This window comes from Amycolatopsis xylanica, from assembly GCF_900107045.1.
Taxonomy (GTDB): Bacteria; Actinomycetota; Actinomycetes; order Mycobacteriales; family Pseudonocardiaceae; genus Amycolatopsis; species Amycolatopsis xylanica.
Genome location: NZ_FNON01000005.1, coordinates 224,046 through 246,250 on the forward strand (window position 1 = coordinate 224,046; position 22,205 = coordinate 246,250).

The window sequence follows — 22,205 nt, forward strand, 5'->3', positions numbered from 1 at the left end:
ATGGCATGGCGCGGCTGAACTACACCGAACTCAACGACACGATCCGCTACACCGCTTGGTCGGTCTTCCGGGCCGAGCCCGGCAAGCTGGGTGAGGATCGCGGCGACGCCGCGCGGGAGACCGCCGAATACCTCGACGCGCTCGAGGACAAGGGCGTGGTCGTGCGCGGGGTCTACGACCTCGCGGGCATGCGCGCCGACGCCGACTTCATGATCTGGTGGCACGCCGAAGAGGTCGAGCAGGTGCAGGCCGCGTACAGCGGGTTCCGACGCACGCCGCTCGGCCGCGCGTCGGTCCCGGTCTGGAGCCAGATGGCGCTGCACCGGCCCGCCGAGTTCAACAAGAGCCACATCCCGGCGTTCCTCGCCGGTGAGGACGCGCGCAAGTACGTCTGCGTCTATCCGTTCGTGCGCTCCTACGACTGGTACCTGCTGCCCGACGACGAGCGCCGCAAGATGCTCGCCGACCACGGCAAGGCCGCCCGCGGCTACCCGGACGTCCGCGCGAACACGGTCTCGTCGTTCGCGCTCGGCGACTACGAGTGGATCCTCGCCTTCGAGGCCGACGAGCTGCACCGCATCGTCGACCTGATGCGTGACCTGCGCGCCACGGAGGCCCGCCGTCACGTCCGGGAAGAGATCCCGTTCTACACCGGCCCGCGCGTGCCGCCCGCCGAGCTCATCGCGAACCTGCCGTAGTGATCACCGGCAGCGAATCGGTACTGCCCGGACCGTTCCGGGTCGCGCGCGCGGCGGCGCTGAGCATCGAGGCCGCCACCGACGCCGCGGGGGAACTACTGCGGCTGCGCGGAATCGCGCCCGGTGAGGTCACTGTGGACACTCGCCACGCGGCGGCCGCGTTCCACAGCGAGGCGTACCTGCTCAAGGCGTTCTCCCCGGACGGCGGCGATCTCTGGGCGCCGCTTTCCGGGAATTACCAGGCGCGTGACGGCTGGGTGCGGCTGCACTGCAACTACCCGCACCACGCCGACGCGGTCTGCTGGGGACTCGGTGTGCCGCCGACCGTTGAGGCGGTCACGGCCGCGGTGGCGAAGCGGTCCGCGCACGACGTGCAGGAAGCCGTGATCGCGGCGGGTGGCGCGGCCGCGCTCATGCGGTCGCCCGAGGACTGGGCCGCTCATCCGCAAGGCCAAGCGGTCGGCGCGCTTCCCCTGACCGGGCACGACGTCATCGGCGATGGGCCGAAGCGCGAGTTGTGGGAGTCGGATCGGCCACTCGGCGGCATTCGCGTGCTGGATCTGACCCACGTCATCGCGGGCCCGGTCGCCGGGCGGGTGCTCGCCGCGCACGGCGCGAACGTGCTGCATCTCGGCGCCGCGCATCTGCCGACCGTCGCGCCGCTGGTGATGGACACCGGCATGGGCAAGAAGTCCGCGTACCTGAACCTGACCACCGAGGCAGGCCGGGCCAAGCTGTGGAAGATGGTCGCGCGCGCGGACGTGCTGCTGCAGTCGTTCCGGCCGGGTGCGTTGCCGCGCTTGGGTTTCACGCCCGAGAAGCTGGCGGCCGTCAGGCCTGGCTTGATCATCGCCGACCTCAGCGCGTACGGCTGGACGGGACCGTGGGCACGCCGCCGCGGGTTCGACAGCCTCGTGCAGCTCGCGACGGGCATCGCCGCCGAGCAGGGGATGGACGAGCCTCGGCCGTTGCCGGTGCAGGCACTCGACCACGCGACGGGCTGGCTCGCCGCCGCCGGGATCATGGAAGCGGTGCGCGCGCAGGTCGCCGAGGGTGGCACCCGGCATGTCCGGCTCGCGCTGGCGAGGACCGCGTCTTGGCTGGATTCGCTGGGGCGCAAGGATCCCGCGGGCGAGATGCCGGACGTGTCCGATCTGCTGGAGAAGGTGGACAGTCAGTTCGGCGAGCTGACCAGGGTCAAGGTGCCCGGCGAGCTGCCCGGCGGGAATCCTTTTTGGACGAACGCCTCGCATCTACCCGGCAGTGATCCGCTTTCCTGGTAGCCAGCGCCGTTTCGGCTTCTTGAGGTCGCCGCGCTCGATGAGCCACTTCGCGAACCGCTCCGCGTCGTCGCGTGCCCGGGTTCCTTCGAACTTCGGGTATTCGACGGCGTAGACCTCGAACAGCTCCCCGAACCGCGCGCCGAGTTCCTCCGGAATGTCCGGCCGGAGATAGCCGACGACGCGCTTTCGCTTATTGCGCAACACGATCACCTCGGCGCGCACACGGTCCGGGTCGAACCCGGACGGTGGAACGCCGCCCGCGAGCAGCGCGCGCAGTAGCTTCCCCTGCTGCGCCGCAAGCCGCTCGCGGGCGGACGTCATCGGGTGACCGCCTTCCGGATGGCGGCCAGTTCCGACGTGAGTTCGGCGTCGGACGGGTAGTTGTCGTCGCGTTCGAGCAGCATGCCCGGAGGGTCCACTCTGGACCGGAGCTCGCCGAGAAGTTCCAGCACCTGCGGGAAAATCGGGTGCGCGTGCGTGTCGTGATAGATGCCGTCGCGCTCGACACCGCCTGCCATGTGCACGTACGCCAGCTGCTCCCACGGGATGTCGTCGAGGAACGCGAGCGGGTCGGTGCCCAGGTTGCGCGCGGTCGCGTAGAGGTTCGCGACGTCGATGATCAGCAGGCAGCCGGTGCGTTCGGTCAGTTCGCACAGGAACTGGGGCTCGGTCAGCTCGGCGTCCGGCCACTCGAAGACGGCCGCGATGTTCTCCATCGCGAAGGGAACGCCCACAATGGACTGAGTCAGTTTGACATTGTCCACCAAGACATCCAGCGCGTCACGAGTACGCGGGACCGGGATCAGATGGCCGGCGTCGAGCCCGCCGGCGCGCACGAAGCACACGTGGTCGCTGGCCATCGGCGCGCCGAGTTCTTCGGTGATCGCGGCGAGATGCTCGACGCGCGTGGTGTCGACCGGCTCCGCTCCGCCCAGTGAAAGCGAAACCGCGTGCGGGAGGATGGGGAGCCCGAGCCCCGTGAGGGACTCGGGCAGGTGCTCGGCGTGGAGGTTCTCGGCGACGACCTCGACCCAGTCGACACCCGGGATCCGGGCGATCGAAAGGTCCAGTTCGGGCCGCCAGCCGATCCCCACGCCGAGCTTCCCCCGCTGGTCAGCCACCGCAGCCACCACCGCCGCCGCAGGAACTGCCGCCACCACAAGAACTTCCGCTGCTGCACGAACTCGAGCTGCTGCAGCTGGAACCCGAATATCCGCTGCTCCAGCCGCCGCCGCTGCTGGCGACCGGGAGCATCAGCGCCGCGCTGAGCGCCGGGTCCGGGTACATCGTCATGCCGCCGACGGCGACGAGTCCCGCCGCGCCCGCCAGCACCGCGTTGTGGTGCCCTGTCCGGCTTTTCTCCTTGCTCAGCTCGCTCTGGCCCTTGGCGGTCGGCTTGGCCTTGATCGGCCGCTTGGCCACCACGCGGGCGATCAGCGTGGCCACCACCGCGACGATCACCAGCGCGGTGAGGTAGCCGACCGGGCGGTTGAGCGAAAGCCCGTTCACCCAGCGGGCGAAGCCGATGGCCAAAACCGCCAGGTAGAGCCAGAAAACGACCTTCCGGATGGTCCGCGTCCGGCTGTTCGGCACGATCAGCCCGCGCCGTTCGAGGTCGGTGGCGAGCGCCTTGAGCTCGGCGGAGCTGCGCATCCGGACCATGATGCTCAAGGTCGACTTGCCGGTCGCCGTCTTGACCACCGCGGCTTCCAGCGGATCGCCGGGAATCGCGCCGGTCGCCCGGATCTTGCGGTCACTGCTGACCCGCAGCAGCCCGCGCTCGACCAGCGCGGCGATGAGCGTCTCGATCACGCGGTTCTGGCCGCCTGCCAGGTAGGCGTATTCGTACACGGTGAGCGGGCGTCCGGTGTCGATCGCGGTCGTCGGCTTCGCGATCCGCGCACCGATGCCCAGGATGAACCGCACCACCAGCGGTGCGATCAACAGTCCGATGTAGATCTGGATGAATGCCGGTCCCGAGATTCCCCAAGGGTTTTCCATCGCGCTTCCCCTCCCATCCGGGTGTCGGTCCACCGTAATGGCCGAGTGAAGAGAGCGTAGAGCCTGTGACCCGGTTCGAGAGCTCGACTTAAGGCAAGCTTGAGGGGGCAATTTCAGGTCGAGCTGGCTTGCAAGGCCTTGGCCAGCCTCGCGTCGGGGTAGCGGCGCAGCCCGCCGACCGCGACCAGCCCGGCGGCGCCGTCGACCGCGGACCGGTCCCCACGTGCCATTTCGTAGGATTTCAGCCCGGCGAGCGTGGGCCTCGGCTGCTTCCGCTCCTTGGCCAGGAACGCTGCGCCCGCCATCGCCGCGACCACCAGCGGCAGGAGTAAAGGCCATTTCCAGCTGATGACGCCGAGCGTGAGCACCAAGGTGTACACGGCGCATACGGCCCACCACACACGGCGACGCAGCCGTTCCGGAGTGACCAATCCGCGTGCTTCGAGTTCGGCGGAAATCGCCCGCATCGCCGCGGAATCGGCCAGCAGCACGCGAATTCCGGCCGCGGTGACCCCTTCCGGCGCGAGCGTCGCGGCGGCAACCTCGTGCTCCAGCGGATGGACAGCGGCGACGGGCGTTCGAAACAGCCGCCCGGTGTCACTGACGCGCAGCTGCTCGCGCTCGATCATCGCCGCGACGACCGTCTCGGCGACGCGCGCCGTGCCGCCAGCCAGATAGGCGAAGTGGTACAGCGTGGGCAGGCGGCAGGCGTGCTTGGCGCCGAGCAGCAGGACACAGCCCGCGCCCACGAGCGCGGGCAGGATCAGCAACGCCAGATACGTCCACCCCGCCATGACTCCTCCAACACACAGGACGTGGAGGAGCGGCGGGAGGTTCGCTACTCCTTGGGGACCAGTTTCAGCGAGATCGAGTTGATGCAGTAGCGCTGGTCGGTCGGGGTGTCGTAGCCCTCGCCCTCGAAGACGTGCCCGAGGTGGCTATGGCACGAGTTGCAGAGCACCTCGATGCGCTTCATGCCCATCGTGCGGTCTTCGCGCAGCAGCACGGCGTCGGAGTCGGCCGGGTCGAAGAACGACGGCCACCCGCAGTGGCTGGGGAACTTGGTGTCACTGCGGAACAGTTCGGCACCACAGGCGCGGCACTCGTAGGAGCCGGTGGTCTCGGTGTCGGTGTACTCGCCGGTGTACGGACGTTCCGTCCCGGCCTGGCGGAGGACGGCGTACTCCTCCGGGGACAGCTGCTCACGCCATTCCTGCTCGGACTTGACCACACGCGGGGTGGCCCCGACCACGGGTTTCATGCCTTTCACGGTTACGACGTTACTCCGCGAGCCACTGCAAAGCCCGTTCGACGATGTCCCAAGCGGCGACTATCACGCCGACGATGATGAGGGTGGCCAGGAAGGCGGCGATCCACCAGCGCAGGCCACCGAGGCGGTTGCTCGAATCGGCGAAGTCGGCGACGCCGTCGATCGACGCCTCGACGGTGAAGTTGGGCCCGCAGCGTTCCATCCGGTCCAGATGTTCGGCGAACGCGCGTGCTTCGGGGTCGTGCGGATCGAGCCCGACCAGGTCCTCGTGGAAACGAGGATGCTGGCCCGGTCCGGTGGGTGGTCCGGTCTCGGCCATGCCCCCACGGTATGCCACGGACACCGTTCGTGGCACTTATCCCGCGGCGCGTCTCAGCCTTGTGGCGAACCCGGTGACAGCCTGGTATCCGAATCGATCTTGACCGACCCGCCGAGGTTGATGAGCCGCCAGCCGTAGCGGGGTGCCGAGTTGATGTTGACGTTCATCGTCAGCGAGCCATCGTCGTTCGGCTTGCCGAGGTCCGAGCGCACCGTGTTCCACGAGCCGATCTTCTGCGCGGGGTCCGCCCAGTACTGCTGGAACTGCTGCTGGGTTCCGTACACCTTCTGTGCGGCCGGGGTCAGCAGATTCCAGGCCGCGGCGCTGCCCCTGGTGGAGTCGTCGATGAAGGTCGTCATCGCCTTCGCCGCACTGCCGAAGTCGGTGACCTTGCTCTCCGTCGGCGTGGTGCCCGGCGCTCCGGCCGGAGTGCCGGAGCTGGACGGCGACTTCGGGCTGCTCTTGCCGGGCTGTTGCGACGAGCTGGAGCCGGGGCCGGAGGCCGTGCCGCCCGAGTCGTTGCCGTCGCTGCCCGAGTTCAGCACCAGGAAGACGATCACCGCGATGACCACGACCGCCGCGCCGGCGCCCGCGAACAGCAGGGTCTTGCGCTTCGAGTCGGAGTTCGGCGGCTGCGGCGCGCGCATCGGCGCGGCGGCCGACGGGACGGGCCTCGGCGGGGTCTGCGGCGGCATCGCCTGGGTCGGGCGAGGGGGAGTCATCGGCGGCGCGTAGGCCGCCGTCGGCGTGCGCGGCGGAGTCTGCGGTCCCTGCGGAGCCGGCGGGCCCTGCGGGGTGTTGCGCTGCCAGGGCGGCGGCGCGCCGTTCTCGGCCGCGACCGGTCTCCGGCCGCCCGCGCCACCACTGGGCAGCGTCGGCGAGACGGTGATGCCGGGAAGCTGTTCGGTGCTGCGCGACGCGAGGCGGGCGAGCTGGTCGCGGGCCTCGGCCATGCTCGGCCGGTCATCCGGCTCGGGCTGCAGGAGGCTCATGACCAGCGACGTCGCCGGTCCGGCCTGCTTCGGCGGGACGATGTTGCCGTTCGCCGCCGCGTAGAGCAGCGCGAGCTGGTTCGAGGTGTCGCCGTAGGGCGTCAAGCCCTCCAGCGCCTGGTAAAGCGTGGCGCCGAGCGCGAAGACGTCCGAGCTGGGGACCGGGTCGGCGCCCCTGGCCAGCTCTGGCGCCAGGTAGGCGGGGGTGCCGCCGATCAGGCCGGTCTGGGTGAGCGCCATGTCGCCGGCGGCCCGCGAGATGCCGAAGTCCGTGAGCTTGGCGACGCCGTTGCCGTCGATCAGGATGTTGCCCGGTTTGACGTCGCGGTGGACGATCCCGGCGCGGTGCGCGGCCAGCAGCGCCGAGGCGACCTGCTCACCGATGCGCGCGACCTGGCCGACCGGCAGCGTCGGGTTCTGGGCCAGCACGGCCGACAGGCTGGGCCCGTCGACGAACTCCATCACCAGGCATGGGTCACCGCCGTGCTCGGCGATGTCGAACACGACGATGGCGTTCGGGTGCTGGAAGCGAGCCGCGTTCTTCGCCTCGCGCATGGCGCGCTGGCGCATGTTGTCGCGCTCGGCCTCGGACACCCCCGGCTGGGCGAGGATCTGCTTGACGGCCACGGAGCGTTCGAGGCGCACGTCGATGGCGCGCCAGACGACCCCCATGGCACCGCTGCCGATGTGTTCGACCAGGCGATAGTGCCCTGCGATCAGTTGCCCGGTGTCGATGGCGCCTGCTCCTCGGAAATCTCCGCGATGATGGCTGTTGGTCAGCGCGAACCCCGCCTCGCGCACCCGATCGAGTGTAGCGGGCTGACGTTCGCGATCTGCGTCAGCCAGCCGTAGAACTCGTCACGTACTCCGGCTCGGCGACCGGCGGTACCCGGCGCTTGAAGGTCCTGACCAGGCCGATCGCGCCCAGGGCGGCGAATCCGGCGTAGCAGGCGAGCAGCGCGGGCGGCGTGTTGCCGGTCAGCGCGTCGCCGAGCACGACCACCGCGATGGTGCCCGGGAGGCTACCCAGCGCTGTGCCCAGCAGATACGGCGTCAGCCGGACGGAGGAAACGCCGCAGCAGTAGCTCATCGGCGCGAACGGGACCACCGGGATCAGCCGCAGCGAGGTGATCGCCAGCACACCGCCGTCGGAGAGGTGCTCGTTGACCACGCGCACCGACCTGCGGTGCAGATGCCGGGCCACCAGGTCGCGGCCGAGCAGCCTGGCCAGCCCGAACGACAACCCGGAGGCGATCGTGGTGGCGAGGATGCCGATCAAGATGCCCGCGGTCGCGCCCAGCAGCAGCCCGCCCGCGAGGTTGAAGACCGTTCGCGGGATCGGGGCGACCGTGAGGACCGTGTAGGCGAGGAAGAACAGCCACGGCGTCGCCGGGCCGAGCTCGCCCGCCCAGACGCGCAGTTCGGCGGGGGAGGGGATCGGCAGCAGCACCGCGGCCGCCACGAGCACGGCGAGCAGCGCGAGCGCCACGACCAGTTTGGTTCTCCCCGACATGGCACCCACGGTACCGATCCGGGATTACCGTGGACGGCATGCCCAAGCACGGCGATCCGATCGAGTACCAGGTAGGCGAGCGCACGGTCAGGGTGAGCAGCCCCGACAAGCCGTATTTCCCCGAGCGGGGGTTCACGAAGCGGCAGGTGGTGGAGTACTACATCGCCGTCGGGGAGCCGCTGCTGCGGGCGATCGGCGAGCGGCCGACCACGCTCAAGCGCTACCTCGACGGCGTCACGGGGGACTGGTTCTACGCCAAGCGGGTGCCGAAGGGCGCACCCGAGTGGGTGGAGACCGCCAAGATCACCTTCCCCTCTGGCCGGACGGCCGAGGAGGTCTGCCCGACCGAGCCGGCCGTGTTCGCCTGGGCGGCGAACCTCGGCACCTTCGACTTCCACCCGTGGCCGGTGCGCCGCCCCGACGTCGATCACCCGGACGAGCTCCGCATCGACGTCGACCCGCCGGACGAGGCGAGTTTCGGCGACGCGGTCGAGGTCGCTTGCTGCGTGCGTGAGGTGCTGGCCGACGCCGGGCTGACCGGGTACCCGAAGACCTCGGGCGGGCGCGGCGTGCACGTGCTGGTCCGGATCCGGCCGGAGTGGGACTTCATCGACGTCCGGCACGCGGTGATCGCGCTCGGCCGCGAGGTCGAACGGCGGATGCCCGGGAAGGCGACCATCTCGTGGTGGAAGGAGGAGCGCGGCGGCCGGGTGTTCATCGACTACAACCAGGCGGCCCGCGACCGGACCGTCGCGTCCAGCTGGTCCGTCCGGGGGACGCCCAAGGCGACCGTGTCGGCTCCGGTCACCTGGGACGAGCTCACCGAGGTGCACCCGGACGACTTCGACATCTTGTCCGTACCGGTCCGCCTCGCCGAGGTCGGTGATCCGCACGCCGAGCTGGACTCGGTCACGCACGGTATCGAAACGTTGCTCGAGTGGTACGCACGTGATGAACGTGACTTGGGAGTCGCCGAGCTGCCTTATCCGCCCGATTATCCGAAAATGCCTGGTGAGCCCAAGCGCGTCCAACCGAGTAAAGCGCGATCCGATACTTAAGTTGTTTCGGCCGAACGGGTAACGTCGTAGGGCGCAGCCGCGACTATGCGCAATACATGACGCTCGGCCGAACCCAGGAGGATTGCCGGCATGGACGATCTGGTCGCCTTCCTCAAGGCCAGAGTGACCGAACGGCAGTCGTTGATCATGCGCGCCGTCAAGAAGACCAAATCCGGCGAGCGGCTCGACCGCGGCGAGTCGAAGGTCGTGATCGAGAAGCGCATCCGCGCGCTGACCGAGCTCGAGCTCGACGTGGTCAACCAGATGGTCCAGGAGTCCGAGACGGTGCGCCGGATCTTGGCGACGCACCGCACGGCGGTCAACGACCAGGTGCCCGGTTTCCCGCTCTACGGCAGGGACTACTGGTGTGAGACGTGTCATGTCCCGTCGGACGAGGCAGGCTCGAACTGGTGCATGACGCTGCGGCTTCTCGCGCTGCCGTACGTGGACCACAAGGAGTACAACGACGCCTGGAAGCCGTAGGGCGTGCTTCCTCAGTCTGGAAACACGCCCTAGGCCGGGAATGATCTCCGGCGGCCGGCGTTGCTGTTTGTGTGCTGCCGTCCCGATTTTCCGTGCTCGACCGTTCACCCGTTCGCGCGAACTCGTCGCCCGGTGCGGCCCTGCGTGAGACCGTCGCGTTCGCGCGGGAGATCGAAGCGCTGGGGTACCACAGGTTCTGGGTTTCCGAGCATCACAGCGTTCCCGGCATCGCGGGCGCCGCTCCGCTGGTGCTCGCTTCGGCCGTCGCGGCGGCGACTTCGACCATCCGGGTCGGCACCGGCGGGGTGATGCTGCCGAACCATCCGCCGCTCGTGGTCGCGGAACAGTTCGGGGTGCTGGAATCGCTGTTTCCCGGCCGGATCGACATGGGATTGGGGCGTTCCGTCGGCTTCACCGGCGGAATCCGCCGTGCGCTGGGGCACGGCAAGGACGACGCCGAACGCTTCGGCGAGCAGGTTTCCGAGCTGCTGGGCTATTTCGACGGGACGCAGGAGCGGCATCCCGGCGTGCACGCGGTCGCCGCCGAGGGCACGCGGGTGCCCGCGTTCCTGCTCGCGACCGGCGCCGGCGCGGACCTCGCGGCCGAACTCGGGCTGCCACTCGTGATCGGCGCCATTCGCGGGGAAAAGGCGATGATCGACGCGATAGCCCGCTATCGCGACAATTTCCGACAATCATCCTTCGGTCCCGCGTATGTGATCGTTTCCACGGCCGTGTCGGTGGCCGGGAATTCAGCGCGGGCGCGCGATCTTTTACTCCCGGAAGCGTGGTCGACGACCTATTCGCGCACCCGCGGCGAGTTCCCGCCGCTGCTCGCACCGGACCAGGTGCGCGCGCTCTCGATCACCGACCGTGAGCGGGAACGGCTGGATCAGGCCCTCGCCGGTCAGATCCACGGCACCGAGTCCGAGGTGCTGGACCGGCTCGAAGGACTCGCCGGGCGCACCGGCGCGGACGAGTTCCTGATCACCACCGCGAGCCATGACCGCGCCGAGCTGCTCGAGTCGTATCGCAGGCTCGCTGGCCTGGTGCGCGCCGGAGTTGCTACTGTCGCCGGGTGACTGCCGGGTCGGCCTTGAGCCATGAGCAGACGGGGTGCCCGGCCAGGGCTTGACCGCCCGTGGCCCGCCGCCTTCCGTGCGTTCTCCGCTGGGGAAACGTGCACGGGAAGGAGGTGAAAAGCATGTCTCCCACACAGATTCCACTGCCGGTATGGCAGGACTTCGTCGCGCGTCACAGCGCCGGCGGGGTGCTCGACGGGCTCGTCACCCAGGTGCTGCCCTTCGGCGCGTTCGTCGAGGTCGCCGACGGCGTCCAAGGCCTGCTGCCGAGGGTCGCCACCGAACTGGGTGCCCGCATCGCGGTGAAGATCGACCGGATCGACGTCGAGAACCGCCGCTTCAGCCTGGTGCGGGCCTAGCGGCTCTGCCGTGTGCCGGTTGCCTCCGTGACCGGCACACGGCGCTCGCCGGGTCAGGACACGAGCGCCGCGCTCACCGCGCGGGCGGTGTGCTCGACCGCCACGAGCCCGCGCTGAGGGGGCAGGGTGGCCGCGATGGCGCCGAGTATCTCGCCGGTCGGCAGCCGGACGGGCGCTTCGGAGACGGTCAGGCCGTGCTCGGCCTGCCAGCAGGGGGAGAAGCGCCCGGTGTGCTGGGGCACCGTGGCGCCGGGCCGCAGCAGGCACTCGTGCTCCGGCCGGGTGAGGCTGGCCGCGGCGATGAGCATGTGGCCGTCACAGGGCACCGCGAGCACCGCGCTGGCCCGGGTGGTGGTGGCGAGCAGCCGGAGCCGGTGGCGCGCGAGATCGAGCAGCCGAGGGTAGGGCTGCCACCATTGGCCGAGCCGGAACGCCTGCACGCCGATGCGATAGCGGTTTTCGCTGCGCTGGACAACCTCCAATTCGGTTAATTGATCGAGTAACCGGTGTGCCGTCGCCTTCGGGATCGAACAGGAATCGGCCAGTTGTGTCAGTCCTGCTTCTCCCCGGTGTCTTACTAATGCGTCCAGCAGGGTGAATGCCCCTTCGAGCACACTTCTGGGCTTTTTCGTTTTCATATGTATCCCCCTCATTCGGTCCGCTGTGCGGAACTGATGATGACGATCCCAGCGCCGGAAGGTCACGCTGTAGGTACCCCGGTGCGTATTTTCGGGCAATGCCGAGCGCGCCGGGAAGAGTACATCCACCAAGGGGAAAGGGGTTCCGGCAAATGCGAAGAACCATTCGGCTGGGAGCGATGATCACCGGTGCGCTCGCGGCTTTGGCCGTGGCGCCCGCGGTCGCGGGCGCCGACACCGGTGCGGCCCGGATCGCGGCGTCGCCCGCGTCGCAGAAGATCGCGGCGGACTTCGACGGCGACGGCTTCGCCGACAAGGCGGTGTGGCGGCCCAGCGACGGTGTCTGGTACGTGATCCGCAGCAGCAACGGCAGTGTGCTCACCCGCCAGTGGGGCACCGCGGGTGATGTCCCGGTCGCCGCGGACTATGACGGCGACAAGCGTGCGGACTTCGCCGTCTGGCGTCCGGGCGATGGTGTCTGGTACATCATCCAAAGCAGCAACGGCGCGGTCGTGACCACGCAGTGGGGTACCGCCGGAGACGTTCCGCTGCCCGAGGATTTCACCGGGGACGGGCGCGCCGATATCACCGTCTGGCGGCCGAGCGACGGTGTCTGGTACGTCCGCGGAATCGCGACCGTGCAGTGGGGTACCAGTGGCGACGTGCCGGTGGCCGGTGATTTCAATGGCGACGGCAAGGCCGATTTCACGGTCTGGCGACCGGGTGATGGCGTCTGGTACGTGCGCGATATCGCGACCGTGCAGTGGGGCACCGCCGGTGACATTCCGGTGGCCGGTGATTTCAACGCCGACGGCAAGTCGGATTTCGTGGTCTGGCGGCCGAGCGACGGCGTCTGGTATGTGCGCGGAATCGTGCACCAGCAATGGGGCACGGCGGGCGACATTCCGCTGGGCGGTAATTTCGGTGGCGATTCCCGTGCCGATTTCGTGGTGTGGCGCCCGAGCAATGGGTACTGGTTCGGCCTGAACCTGTTCACCACGCAGTGGGGTGTCGCGGGCGACATCCCGGTCTGATCGGGGGAGCGGCGGTGGGGGCCGGGCCCGGCCCCCACCGCGCGCTCACGCCACGCGTTCGAAGACGGCGGCGAGCCCCTGGCCGCCGCCGATGCACATGGTCTCGAGGCCGTAGCGGGCGTCGCGGCGCCGCATCTCGCGGACCAGCGTGGTCAGGATCCGGACGCCGGTGGCGCCGACCGGGTGACCGAGCGAGATGCCGGAGCCGTTGACGTTCAGCCGCTCGGCGAAGTCCCGCTCGGTCAGCTTCCACTCGCGGGTGCAGGCCAGCACCTGGGCGGCGAAGGCCTCGTTCAGCTCGATGAGGTCGATGTCGCCGAGGCCGAGCCCGGCGCGCTCGAGCGCCTTGGCCGTGGCCGGGACCGGGCCGATCCCCATCGTGCGCGGTGGCACGCCGGCGACCGCCCAGGAGACGAGGCGGGCCAGTGGCCGCAGCCCGAGCTCAGCGGCTTTGGCCGCACTGGCGACCACACAGACAGCGGCCCCGTCGTTCTGCCCGCTCGCGTTGCCCGCGGTGACGGTGGCTTCGGGGTCCTGGCGCAGCATGACCGGCTTGAGCGCGGCGAGCGACTCGGCGGTGGTGTCCGCGCGCGGGTGCTCGTCGGCGTCGACGACGACGTCGGGTTTCCCGCGTTTGCCGGGAATGGTGACCGGCACGATCTCCTCGGCGAAGACCGCGCGCGCCGCGACCGCCCGCAGATGCGAGGTCACCGCGAGCGCGTCCTGCTCCTCACGGGGGATCTTGTACTCCCGCCGGAGGTTCTCGGCCGTCTCGAGCATGCCGCCCGGCACGGGGAAGTTAGCGCCGCCTGCGGTCAGGCGCGCCCGCGCGAGCCGGTCGTGCAGCTCGACGCCGGATCCCTTGACACCCCAGCGCATCGCGTCGCTGTAGAACTCGACCTGGCTCATGCTCTCGGCGCCACCGGCGAGCACGAGGTCCGCGACCCCGGTCTGCACGCGCATGGCCGCGTCGAGCACGGCCTGGAGCCCGGATCCGCACCGCCGGTCGACCTGCAGGCCCGGCACCTCGACCGGCAGCCCGGCGTCCAGCGCCGCCACCCGGCCGATCGCCGGCGCCTCGCCGTTGGGGTTGCACTGGCCGAAGATCACGTCGTCGACCGCGGTCACCGGGATGCCGGTGCGGCGCAGCACTTCGCGGAGGACGGTCGCGGCCAGTTCGGTCACGGCGACGTCCTTGTAGACGCCGCCGAATCGCCCGACGGCGGTGCGGACGGGTTCGCAGATCAGCACTTCTTCGGTCACGCCGGTCATAGTGCCACCCGGCGGTTCAGAGCCACCCGTCGAGCGAGCCCATGAACCCCGCGTGGTCGGCGTAGTGCAACGTGTGATCGGGATGGGCCACCTCGCGCACCTCGAACCCGCGCCCGGCCAGCTCGGCCGCGAACGCCGTCGACAGCACCCGGCTCGGCTTCGCGAGCTGGATCATCGACGGCACCACCGGCGGCGGCGAGAGATCTTGCCCGGCCAGCCGGTGCAGGAACCCGATCGAGGTGTCGAGGTCCCACGCCGCGATGGTCTCGGCTTCTACCTCGCGCGCCTCGTCGTTCCACTGTGGACGCTCGGCGAACAGCTGCTCGACGCTGAGTCCCTTGGTGCGCGCCATATCCCGGGTGATGAACGCCTCCAGCACATCGAGCCGCGGCACCCGGAACAACGGCTCCGAGTAGACCGCCCGCTCCGGCAGCAGCCGCTCGACGGCCAGCGCCAGCGTCATTCCCCCCATCGAGTGACCCAGCGCCAGCGCGGGCTTGGCGGGCACGGTCGCCAGCAAGGCTTCGGCGAACTCCGCCGGCTCGGCGTCGGGCGCGGGCGCCGAGCCGCCGTGCCCGGGCAGGTCGACGGCGATCACCCGATAACCGCGTCCGGCCAGCTCCGGCCCGACCCGCCACCACGCGCGTGAGCTCGCGCCCATCCCGTGCACCAGCACGGCGACCCGGTCGCCGGAACCCCACTCACGCGTGTGCAGCCTCATGCGACCTTTTTACCGAAAACCGGGACCACTGCCCATTTTCCGGCAGCCGCTCTGTGCCGTTTGGACCATCGGCTGGACCGAACGGCACACCACTCACGGGGTCGCGGCCGAGGACGGCGTGCTCTGCACGATCGTGTCCTGCGCCCAGCGCTCACTGAACCCGGCGAGGAACGCCAGGCCGGTGAAGTAGAAGGTCGTGCCGGTGCCGACGGCCTCCTTGAACGGGATCAGCCCGCCGAGGATGAGCACGTAGATCGCCGCGCCGAAGACCGCGCCCACCGCCGGGCGGAACGCGCCGGCCAGCACCGTCATCCAGCGGGTCCGTTCGATCGCCACGTCGACCTGGCCATTGTTCGTGATCCGGGTCATCACGCTCAGGAGCGCGCCGATCGCGCCGGCGGCCAGGCAGACCGCGAGCTGGCCGTCGGCCAGGTCCCGGACGAGCAGCAGCCCGAAGATCAGCATCGTCACGAGTGCCACGCCGAGCGGCAGCCCGATGATGTAGAAGGTGATCGCCGAGTTGCGCACCGCCGAGGTGGCGAAGGCCTTCGCCTCGGTGATGTCCTTTTCCGCGGCTTCGGCTTCTTGGCTCTGCCGTTGATCGAGCCATTCCAGATCGGGCTGGCTTGTGAGGTCGCGTGAAGCTTCTTCGCGTTCTCGGCTGACGAGATCGAGGATTCCCAGCAGATGCACGATCACGCTGTAGATCGTCTGCGCGAAGATTTCCTGCGCCCGGCTCCGCAAGAGCGCGGAGTTCTTGTGTTCTTCCTGCCGGGCGGAGCGTAATGCCGCCGCGAAGCTCGGGGTCGCTTCCGCGCTGCTGTAGTTGACATGCAGCTTGTAAGCGCCTTTGGTGAACCATCGCCGTCCGAACAGACGGCGTTCCCGCCTGCTGCGCACCAGGATGGCCGCCGCGGGCGTGTCCGGGTAGTAGTGCTCCTCGATGATGTCCCCGTTGACTTCGCAGAACTTGTCGCGGATCTCGTTGAAATGCGGCTGGCCGGCTTTGATGAATTCGCGGCGCAGCTCCAGCGGTGTGGGGCTCTTCGGCAGCACAAAGGGTTCGTCGGCCATCTGGTCCTCCCCCGTTAGGCCTAACGGTATCGGTCCCATGCTCCGGGTTCGGCTGCGCGTTGTAAGGAAATTGACGGAAGTGAAATCTGTTTTAGCTCGAACGGCCCATCCTAAAGCCTAAGTTGTAACTGCGTCAGGATGCGTTGCGCGGGGTCGGCGAGGTCGATTCCCGAGATCTCCTCGGCGCGGCGGACGCGATATCGGACCGTGTTCGGGTGGATGTTCAGCTCCCCGGCGGCTTTGCGCACATCACCGAAAGCGTCCAGATACGCCAGCAGCGCGGGGATCAGGATGCCGCCGTGCTCGGCGTCGTGTGTCACCAATTCCGTCAGCCGGGGGTCGCGGATCCGGGGCTGGTCGCCCAGATAAGCGAGCACCTCGGAGAGCAAGACCTCGGCGCGCACGTCCGCCAGCGAGGCGACGTCGGCTTTCCAATGGCCGCGGGCCATCGTCGCGAGCACTCGGTCGGCGTCGGCACGCGAAAGGACACTTTCGGCGAGGCGTGGAACAACGCCGCCCAAAGCGGCGCGGACGGGGACGTCGAGATGCCGTGCCGCGGCGGCGACGATCTCCTTGGCCAAAGCGAGCACGCGGGTTTCACCGCGGTCGGGCAGATCCGGCAGCAACGCGTACACGCGGCCGCCGATGACGCTGACCATCGCGCTGCGCCGGTAGGCCGCCGTGTGCACCGAGATCAGGTTGACCAGTTCGGCGCGCCGGAGCTGGCGGCCGGTGCTGGCGCCCTCGCGGTGCAGTGCGAAGACGACCACCATCGCCGGGCGCGCGGGGTCGGCGCCGATGTCGTCGGCGACCGACTCGGCGTCGACGCGCCCGTCGAGCAAACTGACCAAAAGGTCCTCGCGCAGGCGGTTTTCGGGGCTCGGCAGGGTCCGGTGCCGGATCAGCTGGGGCGCGAGTGTGCGGCTGGCGCCCAAAAGCGCGGACTCGGCCTGGTCGTTGAGTGGTTGCGACCCCTCTTGCACCCAGATGGTGCCGAGCGGTTGGGAACCGGCGTGGATGCCCGCCGCGATGCGCCTGCGGATGCCGAGGTCCGGCCGTTCGTCGATGCGGACGATGCCTTCGCCCGCGCGCAGTCGTTGGTAAACGCCCCATTCGCGCAGCATCGCGAGGTAGCGTTCCGGGCCCTGCCGTCCCAAAATCGACAACCGCCGCAGCTCGTCGACCTCGTCGCCCGCCCGCGAATACGCGAGGACGCGGCTCGCCGTGTCCTCGATACTGACCAAACCGCCGGTGAGGGTCGCGATCGTTTGCGCCAGCGAGAACAGGTCGCCCAGCACCTCGCCCGTCTCGGCCTCGCCGCCCGCTCGCGCCGCGTCGATGACCGCTCGCGTCAACGCCTCGACCTGCTCCCAGCGGGCCTCCGGGCGGACCTCGAGCAGGGTGACGCCCGCGTCGGCCGCGACGCTCGCCAGCCCCGTCGCGCCTTTGACGGCCACGGCGGCCGCGCCGCTCTTGCCCGCGACTCGGATCGCGGGCGCCGCCGACCGGCCGCGGGCGCCGATGACCAGCACGAGGTCGCCCGCGTGGGCCTCCGGCGGGTCCTCGGGATCGAGGATGACCACGTCGTCGACCCGCACGCCCAGGCCCTGCGGGGCGGTGACGACCTCGACCAGCGGGTCGCCCAGCGTGGCCAAAATATGGCGAAGCGAAGTACTCAAGATTTCATCCGATCGAACAAACCAGTACTGGCTATCTTAGCGAGCCGGACAAACACATGGCACGCTTCGGGGCATACCGTTTTCGGGTACCCCACGAAGGTGAAGTCGTCAGGAGTGCTGCTGTGGATGCCGTGACCCAGACCCCCGCCCCCAAGAACGAGCCGGTGCTGAACTACGCACCCGGCAGCGCCGAGCGCGCTGAGCTCGAGGGCGCGCTCAAGCAGCTGGGCGGGGCCGAGCCGATCGACCTGACGCTGACCATCGGCGGCAAGCAGCGCGTCGGCGGTGGCGACAAGATCGACGTCGTCCAGCCGCACAACCACGGTCACGTGCTGGGCACCATCCGCGGCGCCACCGCGCAGGACACCGCCGACGCGATCGCCGCCGCCAACGCCGCCGCCCCCGAGTGGCGCGCGCTCAGCTTCGACGACCGGGCCGCGATCATCTTGCGCGCGGCCGACCTGCTGTCCGGCCCGTGGCGCGCCAAGCTCAACGCCGCCACCATGCTCGGCCAGTCGAAGACCGCCATCCAGGCCGAGATCGACTCCGCCTGCGAGCTGGCCGACTTCTGGCGCTTCAACGTCGACTTCGGCCGCCGCATCCTCGCCGAGCAGCCCGCCAGCTCGCCGGGCCTGTGGAACCGCATGGAGCAGCGTCCGCTCGAGGGCTTCGTCTACGCGATCACCCCGTTCAACTTCACCGCCATCGCCGGCAACCTGCCGACCGCGCCCGCGCTGATGGGCAACGTCGTGCTGTGGAAGCCGTCGCCGACGCAGAGCTTCGCCGCGCACCTGACCATGCGCCTGCTCGAAGAGGCCGGCATGCCGCCGGGCGTGATCAACCTGCTCCCCGGCCACGGCGCGCCCGTGTCCGAGGTCGCGCTGACCCACCGCGACCTGGCGGGCATCCACTTCACCGGCTCGACCGCGACCTTCCAGCACCTGTGGAGCACCGTCGGCGCGAACATCGCCGGTTACCGCAGCTACCCGCGCCTGGTCGGCGAGACCGGCGGCAAGGACTTCGTGCTCGCGCACCCGTCCGCCGACATCGACGTCCTGCGCACCGCGCTCGTCCGCGGCGCCTTCGAGTACCAGGGCCAGAAGTGCTCCGCCGCCTCGCGTGCCTACGTCCCGCGTTCGCTGTGGGCTCAGCTCAAGGACGGCCTGGTCGCCGAGACCGAGGCGCTGAAGATCGGAGACGTCACCGACTTCTCCAACTTCGCCGGCGCGGTCATCGACAAGCGCGCGTTCGACAAGCACTCGGCCGTGCTGCAGTCGGCCGCCGCCGACCCGCAGATCGAGGTCCTCGTGGGTGGCACCGCGGACGATTCGGTCGGCTACTTCGTCAAGCCGACGATCCTCGTCTCGGACAACCCGACGCACGAGATCTTCAGCACCGAGTACTTCGGCCCGATCCTGTCGCTGCACGTCTACGAAGACGCCGACTACGACAAGGTCCTCAAGCTGATCGACGAGACCGCCAGCTACGCGCTGACCGGCGCCGTCATCGCCAACGACCGTGCCGCCGCCGCCAAGGCGACCGAGTCGCTGCGCTTCGCCGCGGGCAACTTCTACATCAACGACAAGCCGACCGGCGCCGTCGTCGGGCAGCAGCCCTTCGGTGGCGCGCGGGCGTCGGGCACCAACGACAAGGCCGGTTCGATCCTGAACCTGCTGCGCTGGACCAGCCCGCGCTCGATCAAGGAGACCTTCGTCCCGCCCACCAGCGTCCGCTACCCCCACCAGGGCTGAGTTTTTTCACTAGGAGACTCGTCATGCTGCGTGCACCGTTGCTCGCCGCCGCCAGGTCGCGGCGCATGCGTTCGCTGGTCGAGACCGTGCCCGCCACCCGCTCGGTGGTGCGCCGGTTCGTCGCCGGATCGGACACGGCCGACGCCGTCCGTGTCGTCCGGGAACTGACCGAAGACGGCCTGCGGATCACCCTCGACCACCTCGGTGAGGACACCACCGACGCGGCGCAGGCCACCACGACCGTTCGCGCCTACGAGGAGATGCTCGCCGCGCTGGCCGCGGACGGACTGGCCCAGGGCGCGGACGTTTCGGTCAAGTTGTCGGCCGTCGGTCAATTCCTGCCCGTGGACGGCGAGAAGATCGCGCTGGAGAACGCGCGGCGCATCTGCGAGGCCGCGGCCGCCGTCGGCGCGACGGTGACGCTGGACATGGAAGACCACACCACCACGGACTCGACGCTCGGCATCCTGCGCGAGCTGCGCGTCGACTTCCCGTGGGTGGGCGCGGTGCTGCAGGCGTACCTGCGCCGCACCGAGCAGGACTGCCGGGAGCTGTCCGGCGAAGGTTCGAGGGTGCGGCTGTGCAAGGGCGCGTACGCCGAGCCCGAGACCGTCGCTTTCCAGGACAAAGCCGAGGTCGACCGGTCCTACGTGCGGTGCCTCAAGGTCCTCATGGCGGGCAAGGGCTACCCGATGGTCGCCTCACACGACCCCCGCATGATCGCCATCGCCGAAAAACTGGCGATGGAGGCCGGGCGCGCGCCGTCCGACCACGAGTTCCAGATGCTCTACGGCATCCGGCCGGAGGAACAGCGCCGGATCGCGGCGGACGGCGAGACCATGCGCGTCTACGTGCCGTATGGCGACGAGTGGTACGGCTACTTCATGCGCCGTCTCGCCGAGCGTCCCGCGAACCTGACGTTCTTCCTGCGGGGCCTCGCCACCCGCGGGTGACCCTGCCGCGTAATAAAGCCCGCTTTGTCCCCGACCGGGATAAAGCGGGCTTTATCCCGGTTCAGGCGTTCGGGGTCGCTTCGGCGTGCACCTTGGCCATGTCGAGCTCGCGCGCGGTCTTCAGCAGCTCTTCGAGGCCGGCTTCGCTGAGCGCGCCGGGTTGCGCGTAGACGAGTACCTTTTCCCTGATGATCGCCAGCGTCGGGATCGAGCGGACTTCGAACGCGGCCGCGAGCTGCTGCTCGGCCTCCGTGTCGACCGCGGTGAACAGGATGTCGTCGTGGTTCTCCGACACTTTTTCGTACGTCGGCGCGAACTGGCGGCAGGGCACGCACCAGCCCGCCCAGAAATCGATCACCACGAAGTCGTGGTTCTCGACGGTTTCGTCGAAGGTCGCGGCGGTCAGGTCGATGGTGGCCATGTAACTCATTCTGCCCTCTCGGCGGAGGTGTTTCTTCTCCGCGAGCGCGACAATGGCCTGGGCCGGTGCGGCGAGACCCGTGGAGATGACTCGTATGGCGACACCAGACGACCCCGCGTACGCCGTCCGCGTGCTCCTGGTCGAGGATCACGACAAGGTCGCCGAGGCGCTCGGCCTGGCATTCGAGGGGTTCGCCGACGTCGAGCTGATCGAGCGGGCGAACTCGCTGGAGACCGGCGTCGCCGCCGCCGTCCGGCTCGGGCCCGATGTCGTGCTGCTGGACCGCAGGCTCCCGGACGGCGACGCGATCGAGGCCATCGGCCGGTTCGCGCCCGCACGGGTGCTGGTGCTCACCGGCGACGCGACCAGCAGGATGACGGCCAGGCTGCTCGAAGCAGGCGGTGCGGGGCTACTGCTGAAATCCGGTCTGCTCGAAGACCTGATCGGCGCCATCAAGCTGGTCGCCGCCGGCGAGATCGTCATCGACCGTGAGCTGCTGCCGGGCCGCGCCGACCGGCTGGGCGGGCAGCGATGACCGACGAGTTCCGCCTGCTCGCGCAGGGCGTCGTCGAGTACGCGATCTTCATGGTCGACGTCGACGGCCTGGTCACCGGCTGGAACCCCGGCGCCGAGCGGATCACCGGCTACCGTGCCGACGAGATCATCGGCGAGCACATCTCCCGCTTCTACGCGCCGGAGGCCGCGGCCGACGGGCGCCCGGAAGCCGATCTCGCCATGGCGTCGGCCGACGGCCGCCACGTGATCGAAGACTGGCGGGTGCGCCGTGGCGGGGAGCGCTTCTGGGCGCACGTCGTCACCACACCGCTGCGGGACGAGGACGGCAGGCTGCTCGGGTTCGGCAAGGTCGTGCGCGATCTGAGCGCGCAGGCGGACGCCGACGACGGGTACGCCGACCTGCGCCGGACCTTCGCGCACCTGGTGCGCGCGCAGGAGACCGAGCGGCGGCGGATCGCGTGGGACGTGCACGACGACTCGATCCAGTCGATGATCGCGGCCAGCATGCGGCTGCAGGTGCTCATCGGGCAGCAGCCGGAAGCCACCAGGCAGGTGCTGGTCGAACTCGACGCGTCGATCCAGGCGGCCGTGCGGCGGCTGCGCGTGCTCGTCGCGTATTTGCGGCCGCCGACGCTCGACGGCAGTGATTTGGTCGCTTCACTGCGCGGCTATCTGGAAGAGGTGGTGGCCGGCTGGGGATTGGCTTACACCCTGCGGCACGAACTCACCATGGAACCGTCGCCGGAAGTGGTGGTGAACGTGTTCCGGATAGCGCAGGAGGCATTGGTGAACGTGCACAAGCACGCGCGTGCCGCCGGCGTCGAGGTATCGCTCACCGAACAGCAGAATGGTTTGCTGGTACGGATATCCGATGATGGGATCGGTATCGCCGCCTCGGTGTCCGCCGTGCGCGGCGAGCATATCGGCATGATCGCGATGCGCGAACGGGCCGAAGCCGTGCGCGGCTGGCTTAATGTCGAGAGCCAGCCAGGTGAAGGCACGACCGTGGAATTCTGGGTGCCCGGCGCGGCGTGGGAAAACGACTGACGTTTTCCGGCTCAATCGTTGAGCAAACGCAACCTGCGATC

25 protein-coding genes are annotated in these 22,205 nt (G+C 69.3%); 11 read left to right on the top strand and 14 right to left on the bottom strand.

From position 1 onward, the window contains the following. Nucleotides 1–5: 5 nt before the first annotated feature. A complete protein-coding gene (gene hemQ / locus BLV57_RS23935; RefSeq protein ID WP_091292315.1) occupies nt 6–698 on the top strand; it encodes a hydrogen peroxide-dependent heme synthase in 693 nt (230 codons plus the stop codon). After that, the gene (locus BLV57_RS23940; protein WP_091292316.1) at nt 698–1,981 is read left to right on the top strand and encodes a CoA transferase; all 1,284 of its coding nucleotides are present in this window, start codon (nt 698–700) and stop codon (nt 1,979–1,981) included. Before hemQ ends, BLV57_RS23940 begins: the two co-directional genes overlap by 1 nt. Here the strand turns inward: BLV57_RS23940 and BLV57_RS23945 are convergent. From BLV57_RS23945 to BLV57_RS23980, 8 genes are all read right to left on the bottom strand, one after another. After that, entirely contained in the window at nt 1,952–2,302 is a 351-nt protein-coding gene (locus BLV57_RS23945) for an SCO6045 C-terminal-like domain-containing protein (protein WP_091292318.1), read from the bottom strand. The two genes, BLV57_RS23940 and BLV57_RS23945, sit on opposite strands and share 30 nt — an antisense overlap. After that, nucleotides 2,299–3,102: an MbnB/TglH/ChrH family RiPP precursor modification enzyme gene (locus BLV57_RS23950; protein WP_091293167.1), complete on the bottom strand. Its 804-nt coding sequence runs from the start codon at nt 3,100–3,102 to the stop codon at nt 2,299–2,301. Before BLV57_RS23950 ends, BLV57_RS23945 begins: the two co-directional genes overlap by 4 nt. Further along, on the bottom strand, nt 3,095–3,982 hold the full coding sequence (locus BLV57_RS23955; RefSeq protein ID WP_091292320.1) for a TIGR04222 domain-containing membrane protein: 888 nt from the start codon (nt 3,980–3,982) through the stop codon (nt 3,095–3,097). The genes BLV57_RS23950 and BLV57_RS23955 overlap by 8 nt, the downstream gene beginning before the upstream one ends. Nucleotides 3,983–4,095: 113 nt before the next feature. Then, nucleotides 4,096–4,776, bottom strand: coding sequence for a TIGR04222 domain-containing membrane protein (locus BLV57_RS23960; RefSeq protein ID WP_091292321.1), 681 nt, complete (start codon nt 4,774–4,776; stop codon nt 4,096–4,098). A 44-nt stretch (nt 4,777–4,820) separates the two neighbouring features. Then, the gene (gene msrB, locus BLV57_RS23965) at nt 4,821–5,243 is read right to left on the bottom strand and encodes a peptide-methionine (R)-S-oxide reductase MsrB (protein WP_091292323.1); all 423 of its coding nucleotides are present in this window, start codon (nt 5,241–5,243) and stop codon (nt 4,821–4,823) included. A gap of 19 nt (nt 5,244–5,262) precedes the next feature. Beyond that, nucleotides 5,263–5,571, bottom strand: coding sequence for a hypothetical protein (locus tag BLV57_RS23970; protein ID WP_176968782.1), 309 nt, complete (start codon nt 5,569–5,571; stop codon nt 5,263–5,265). A gap of 53 nt (nt 5,572–5,624) precedes the next feature. Continuing rightward, entirely contained in the window at nt 5,625–7,283 is a 1,659-nt protein-coding gene (locus BLV57_RS23975) for a serine/threonine-protein kinase (RefSeq protein WP_218134885.1), read from the bottom strand. A gap of 118 nt (nt 7,284–7,401) precedes the next feature. Continuing rightward, nucleotides 7,402–8,076, bottom strand: a complete 675-nt coding sequence (locus tag BLV57_RS23980; RefSeq protein WP_091292326.1) for a TVP38/TMEM64 family protein — start codon at nt 8,074–8,076, stop codon at nt 7,402–7,404. 38 nt (nt 8,077–8,114) lie between these two features. On the opposite strand from BLV57_RS23980, the gene ligD reads away from it, so the two are divergent. The 4 genes from ligD to BLV57_RS24000 all read left to right on the top strand — a co-directional run bounded on the left by ligD (nt 8,115) and on the right by BLV57_RS24000 (nt 11,058). Further along, entirely contained in the window at nt 8,115–9,134 is a 1,020-nt protein-coding gene (ligD, locus tag BLV57_RS23985; RefSeq protein WP_091293172.1) for a non-homologous end-joining DNA ligase, read from the top strand. A 90-nt stretch (nt 9,135–9,224) separates the two neighbouring features. Further along, nucleotides 9,225–9,617, top strand: a complete 393-nt coding sequence (locus BLV57_RS23990; protein WP_091292327.1) for a DUF6221 family protein — start codon at nt 9,225–9,227, stop codon at nt 9,615–9,617. A gap of 71 nt (nt 9,618–9,688) precedes the next feature. Further along, nucleotides 9,689–10,699 (top strand): MsnO8 family LLM class oxidoreductase, encoded by a 1,011-nt coding sequence (locus tag BLV57_RS23995; RefSeq protein WP_245757488.1) that lies wholly within the window; start codon nt 9,689–9,691, stop codon nt 10,697–10,699. A gap of 122 nt (nt 10,700–10,821) precedes the next feature. After that, the gene (locus tag BLV57_RS24000; RefSeq protein WP_091292329.1) at nt 10,822–11,058 is read left to right on the top strand and encodes a S1 RNA-binding domain-containing protein; all 237 of its coding nucleotides are present in this window, start codon (nt 10,822–10,824) and stop codon (nt 11,056–11,058) included. Nucleotides 11,059–11,111: 53 nt separating this feature from the next. Here BLV57_RS24000 and BLV57_RS24005 read toward each other — a convergent pair whose 3' ends face one another. Then, nucleotides 11,112–11,711 carry a helix-turn-helix domain-containing protein gene (locus tag BLV57_RS24005; RefSeq protein WP_091292331.1) on the bottom strand — a complete coding sequence of 200 codons (600 nt, stop codon included), beginning with the start codon at nt 11,709–11,711 and terminating at the stop codon, nt 11,112–11,114. A 137-nt stretch (nt 11,712–11,848) separates the two neighbouring features. On the opposite strand from BLV57_RS24005, the gene BLV57_RS24010 reads away from it, so the two are divergent. Next, complete coding sequence (locus BLV57_RS24010) at nt 11,849–12,730, top strand: FG-GAP repeat domain-containing protein (protein WP_091292332.1); 882 nt, start codon at nt 11,849–11,851, stop codon at nt 12,728–12,730. A 45-nt stretch (nt 12,731–12,775) separates the two neighbouring features. Here the strand turns inward: BLV57_RS24010 and BLV57_RS24015 are convergent, their stop codons facing one another. From BLV57_RS24015 to BLV57_RS24030, 4 genes are all read right to left on the bottom strand, one after another. Continuing rightward, complete coding sequence (locus tag BLV57_RS24015; RefSeq protein WP_245757490.1) at nt 12,776–13,993, bottom strand: acetyl-CoA C-acetyltransferase; 1,218 nt, start codon at nt 13,991–13,993, stop codon at nt 12,776–12,778. Nucleotides 13,994–14,018: 25 nt separating this feature from the next. After that, a complete protein-coding gene (locus BLV57_RS24020; protein ID WP_091292335.1) occupies nt 14,019–14,723 on the bottom strand; it encodes an alpha/beta hydrolase in 705 nt (234 codons plus the stop codon). Between the two features lie 93 nt (nt 14,724–14,816). Further along, nucleotides 14,817–15,797: a hypothetical protein gene (locus BLV57_RS24025; RefSeq protein ID WP_091292337.1), complete on the bottom strand. Its 981-nt coding sequence runs from the start codon at nt 15,795–15,797 to the stop codon at nt 14,817–14,819. A 110-nt stretch (nt 15,798–15,907) separates the two neighbouring features. Further along, a complete protein-coding gene (locus tag BLV57_RS24030) occupies nt 15,908–17,476 on the bottom strand; it encodes a PucR family transcriptional regulator (RefSeq protein WP_091292339.1) in 1,569 nt (522 codons plus the stop codon). Nucleotides 17,477–17,598: 122 nt separating this feature from the next. Between BLV57_RS24030 and pruA the strand changes: the two genes are divergently transcribed. Together pruA and BLV57_RS24040 are read left to right on the top strand one after the other, a co-directional pair. Then, complete coding sequence (pruA, locus tag BLV57_RS24035; RefSeq protein WP_091292340.1) at nt 17,599–19,227, top strand: L-glutamate gamma-semialdehyde dehydrogenase; 1,629 nt, start codon at nt 17,599–17,601, stop codon at nt 19,225–19,227. A 23-nt stretch (nt 19,228–19,250) separates the two neighbouring features. Beyond that, nucleotides 19,251–20,180 carry a proline dehydrogenase family protein gene (locus BLV57_RS24040; protein ID WP_091292342.1) on the top strand — a complete coding sequence of 310 codons (930 nt, stop codon included), beginning with the start codon at nt 19,251–19,253 and terminating at the stop codon, nt 20,178–20,180. A gap of 61 nt (nt 20,181–20,241) precedes the next feature. Here BLV57_RS24040 and BLV57_RS24045 read toward each other — a convergent pair whose 3' ends face one another. Next, nucleotides 20,242–20,601: a thioredoxin family protein gene (locus BLV57_RS24045; protein ID WP_091292344.1), complete on the bottom strand. Its 360-nt coding sequence runs from the start codon at nt 20,599–20,601 to the stop codon at nt 20,242–20,244. A 94-nt stretch (nt 20,602–20,695) separates the two neighbouring features. Between BLV57_RS24045 and BLV57_RS24050 the strand changes: the two genes are divergently transcribed. Together BLV57_RS24050 and BLV57_RS24055 are read left to right on the top strand one after the other, a co-directional pair. Further along, entirely contained in the window at nt 20,696–21,136 is a 441-nt protein-coding gene (locus BLV57_RS24050; protein WP_143047136.1) for a response regulator, read from the top strand. Beyond that, nucleotides 21,133–22,164, top strand: a complete 1,032-nt coding sequence (locus BLV57_RS24055; protein ID WP_091292345.1) for a PAS domain-containing sensor histidine kinase — start codon at nt 21,133–21,135, stop codon at nt 22,162–22,164. The genes BLV57_RS24050 and BLV57_RS24055 overlap by 4 nt, the downstream gene beginning before the upstream one ends. Nucleotides 22,165–22,205: the final 41 nt, after the last annotated feature.

Coding starts and splice junctions, on each gene's coding strand:
- hemQ (WP_091292315.1), top strand. CDS start 6: ATGGCGCGGCTGAACTACACCGAACTCAACGACACGATCCGCTACACC.
- BLV57_RS23945 (WP_091292318.1), bottom strand. CDS start 2,302: ATGACGTCCGCCCGCGAGCGGCTTGCGGCGCAGCAGGGGAAGCTACTG.
- BLV57_RS23955 (WP_091292320.1), bottom strand. CDS start 3,982: ATGGAAAACCCTTGGGGAATCTCGGGACCGGCATTCATCCAGATCTAC.
- BLV57_RS23960 (WP_091292321.1), bottom strand. CDS start 4,776: ATGGCGGGGTGGACGTATCTGGCGTTGCTGATCCTGCCCGCGCTCGTG.
- msrB (WP_091292323.1), bottom strand. CDS start 5,243: ATGAAACCCGTGGTCGGGGCCACCCCGCGTGTGGTCAAGTCCGAGCAG.
- BLV57_RS23970 (WP_176968782.1), bottom strand. CDS start 5,571: ATGGCCGAGACCGGACCACCCACCGGACCGGGCCAGCATCCTCGTTTC.
- BLV57_RS23980 (WP_091292326.1), bottom strand. CDS start 8,076: ATGTCGGGGAGAACCAAACTGGTCGTGGCGCTCGCGCTGCTCGCCGTG.
- ligD (WP_091293172.1), top strand. CDS start 8,115: ATGCCCAAGCACGGCGATCCGATCGAGTACCAGGTAGGCGAGCGCACG.
- BLV57_RS23990 (WP_091292327.1), top strand. CDS start 9,225: ATGGACGATCTGGTCGCCTTCCTCAAGGCCAGAGTGACCGAACGGCAG.
- BLV57_RS24000 (WP_091292329.1), top strand. CDS start 10,822: ATGTCTCCCACACAGATTCCACTGCCGGTATGGCAGGACTTCGTCGCG.
- BLV57_RS24005 (WP_091292331.1), bottom strand. CDS start 11,711: ATGAGGGGGATACATATGAAAACGAAAAAGCCCAGAAGTGTGCTCGAA.
- BLV57_RS24010 (WP_091292332.1), top strand. CDS start 11,849: ATGCGAAGAACCATTCGGCTGGGAGCGATGATCACCGGTGCGCTCGCG.
- BLV57_RS24020 (WP_091292335.1), bottom strand. CDS start 14,723: ATGAGGCTGCACACGCGTGAGTGGGGTTCCGGCGACCGGGTCGCCGTG.
- BLV57_RS24025 (WP_091292337.1), bottom strand. CDS start 15,797: ATGGCCGACGAACCCTTTGTGCTGCCGAAGAGCCCCACACCGCTGGAG.
- BLV57_RS24040 (WP_091292342.1), top strand. CDS start 19,251: ATGCTGCGTGCACCGTTGCTCGCCGCCGCCAGGTCGCGGCGCATGCGT.
- BLV57_RS24045 (WP_091292344.1), bottom strand. CDS start 20,601: ATGGCCACCATCGACCTGACCGCCGCGACCTTCGACGAAACCGTCGAG.
- BLV57_RS24050 (WP_143047136.1), top strand. CDS start 20,696: ATGGCGACACCAGACGACCCCGCGTACGCCGTCCGCGTGCTCCTGGTC.
- BLV57_RS24055 (WP_091292345.1), top strand. CDS start 21,133: ATGACCGACGAGTTCCGCCTGCTCGCGCAGGGCGTCGTCGAGTACGCG.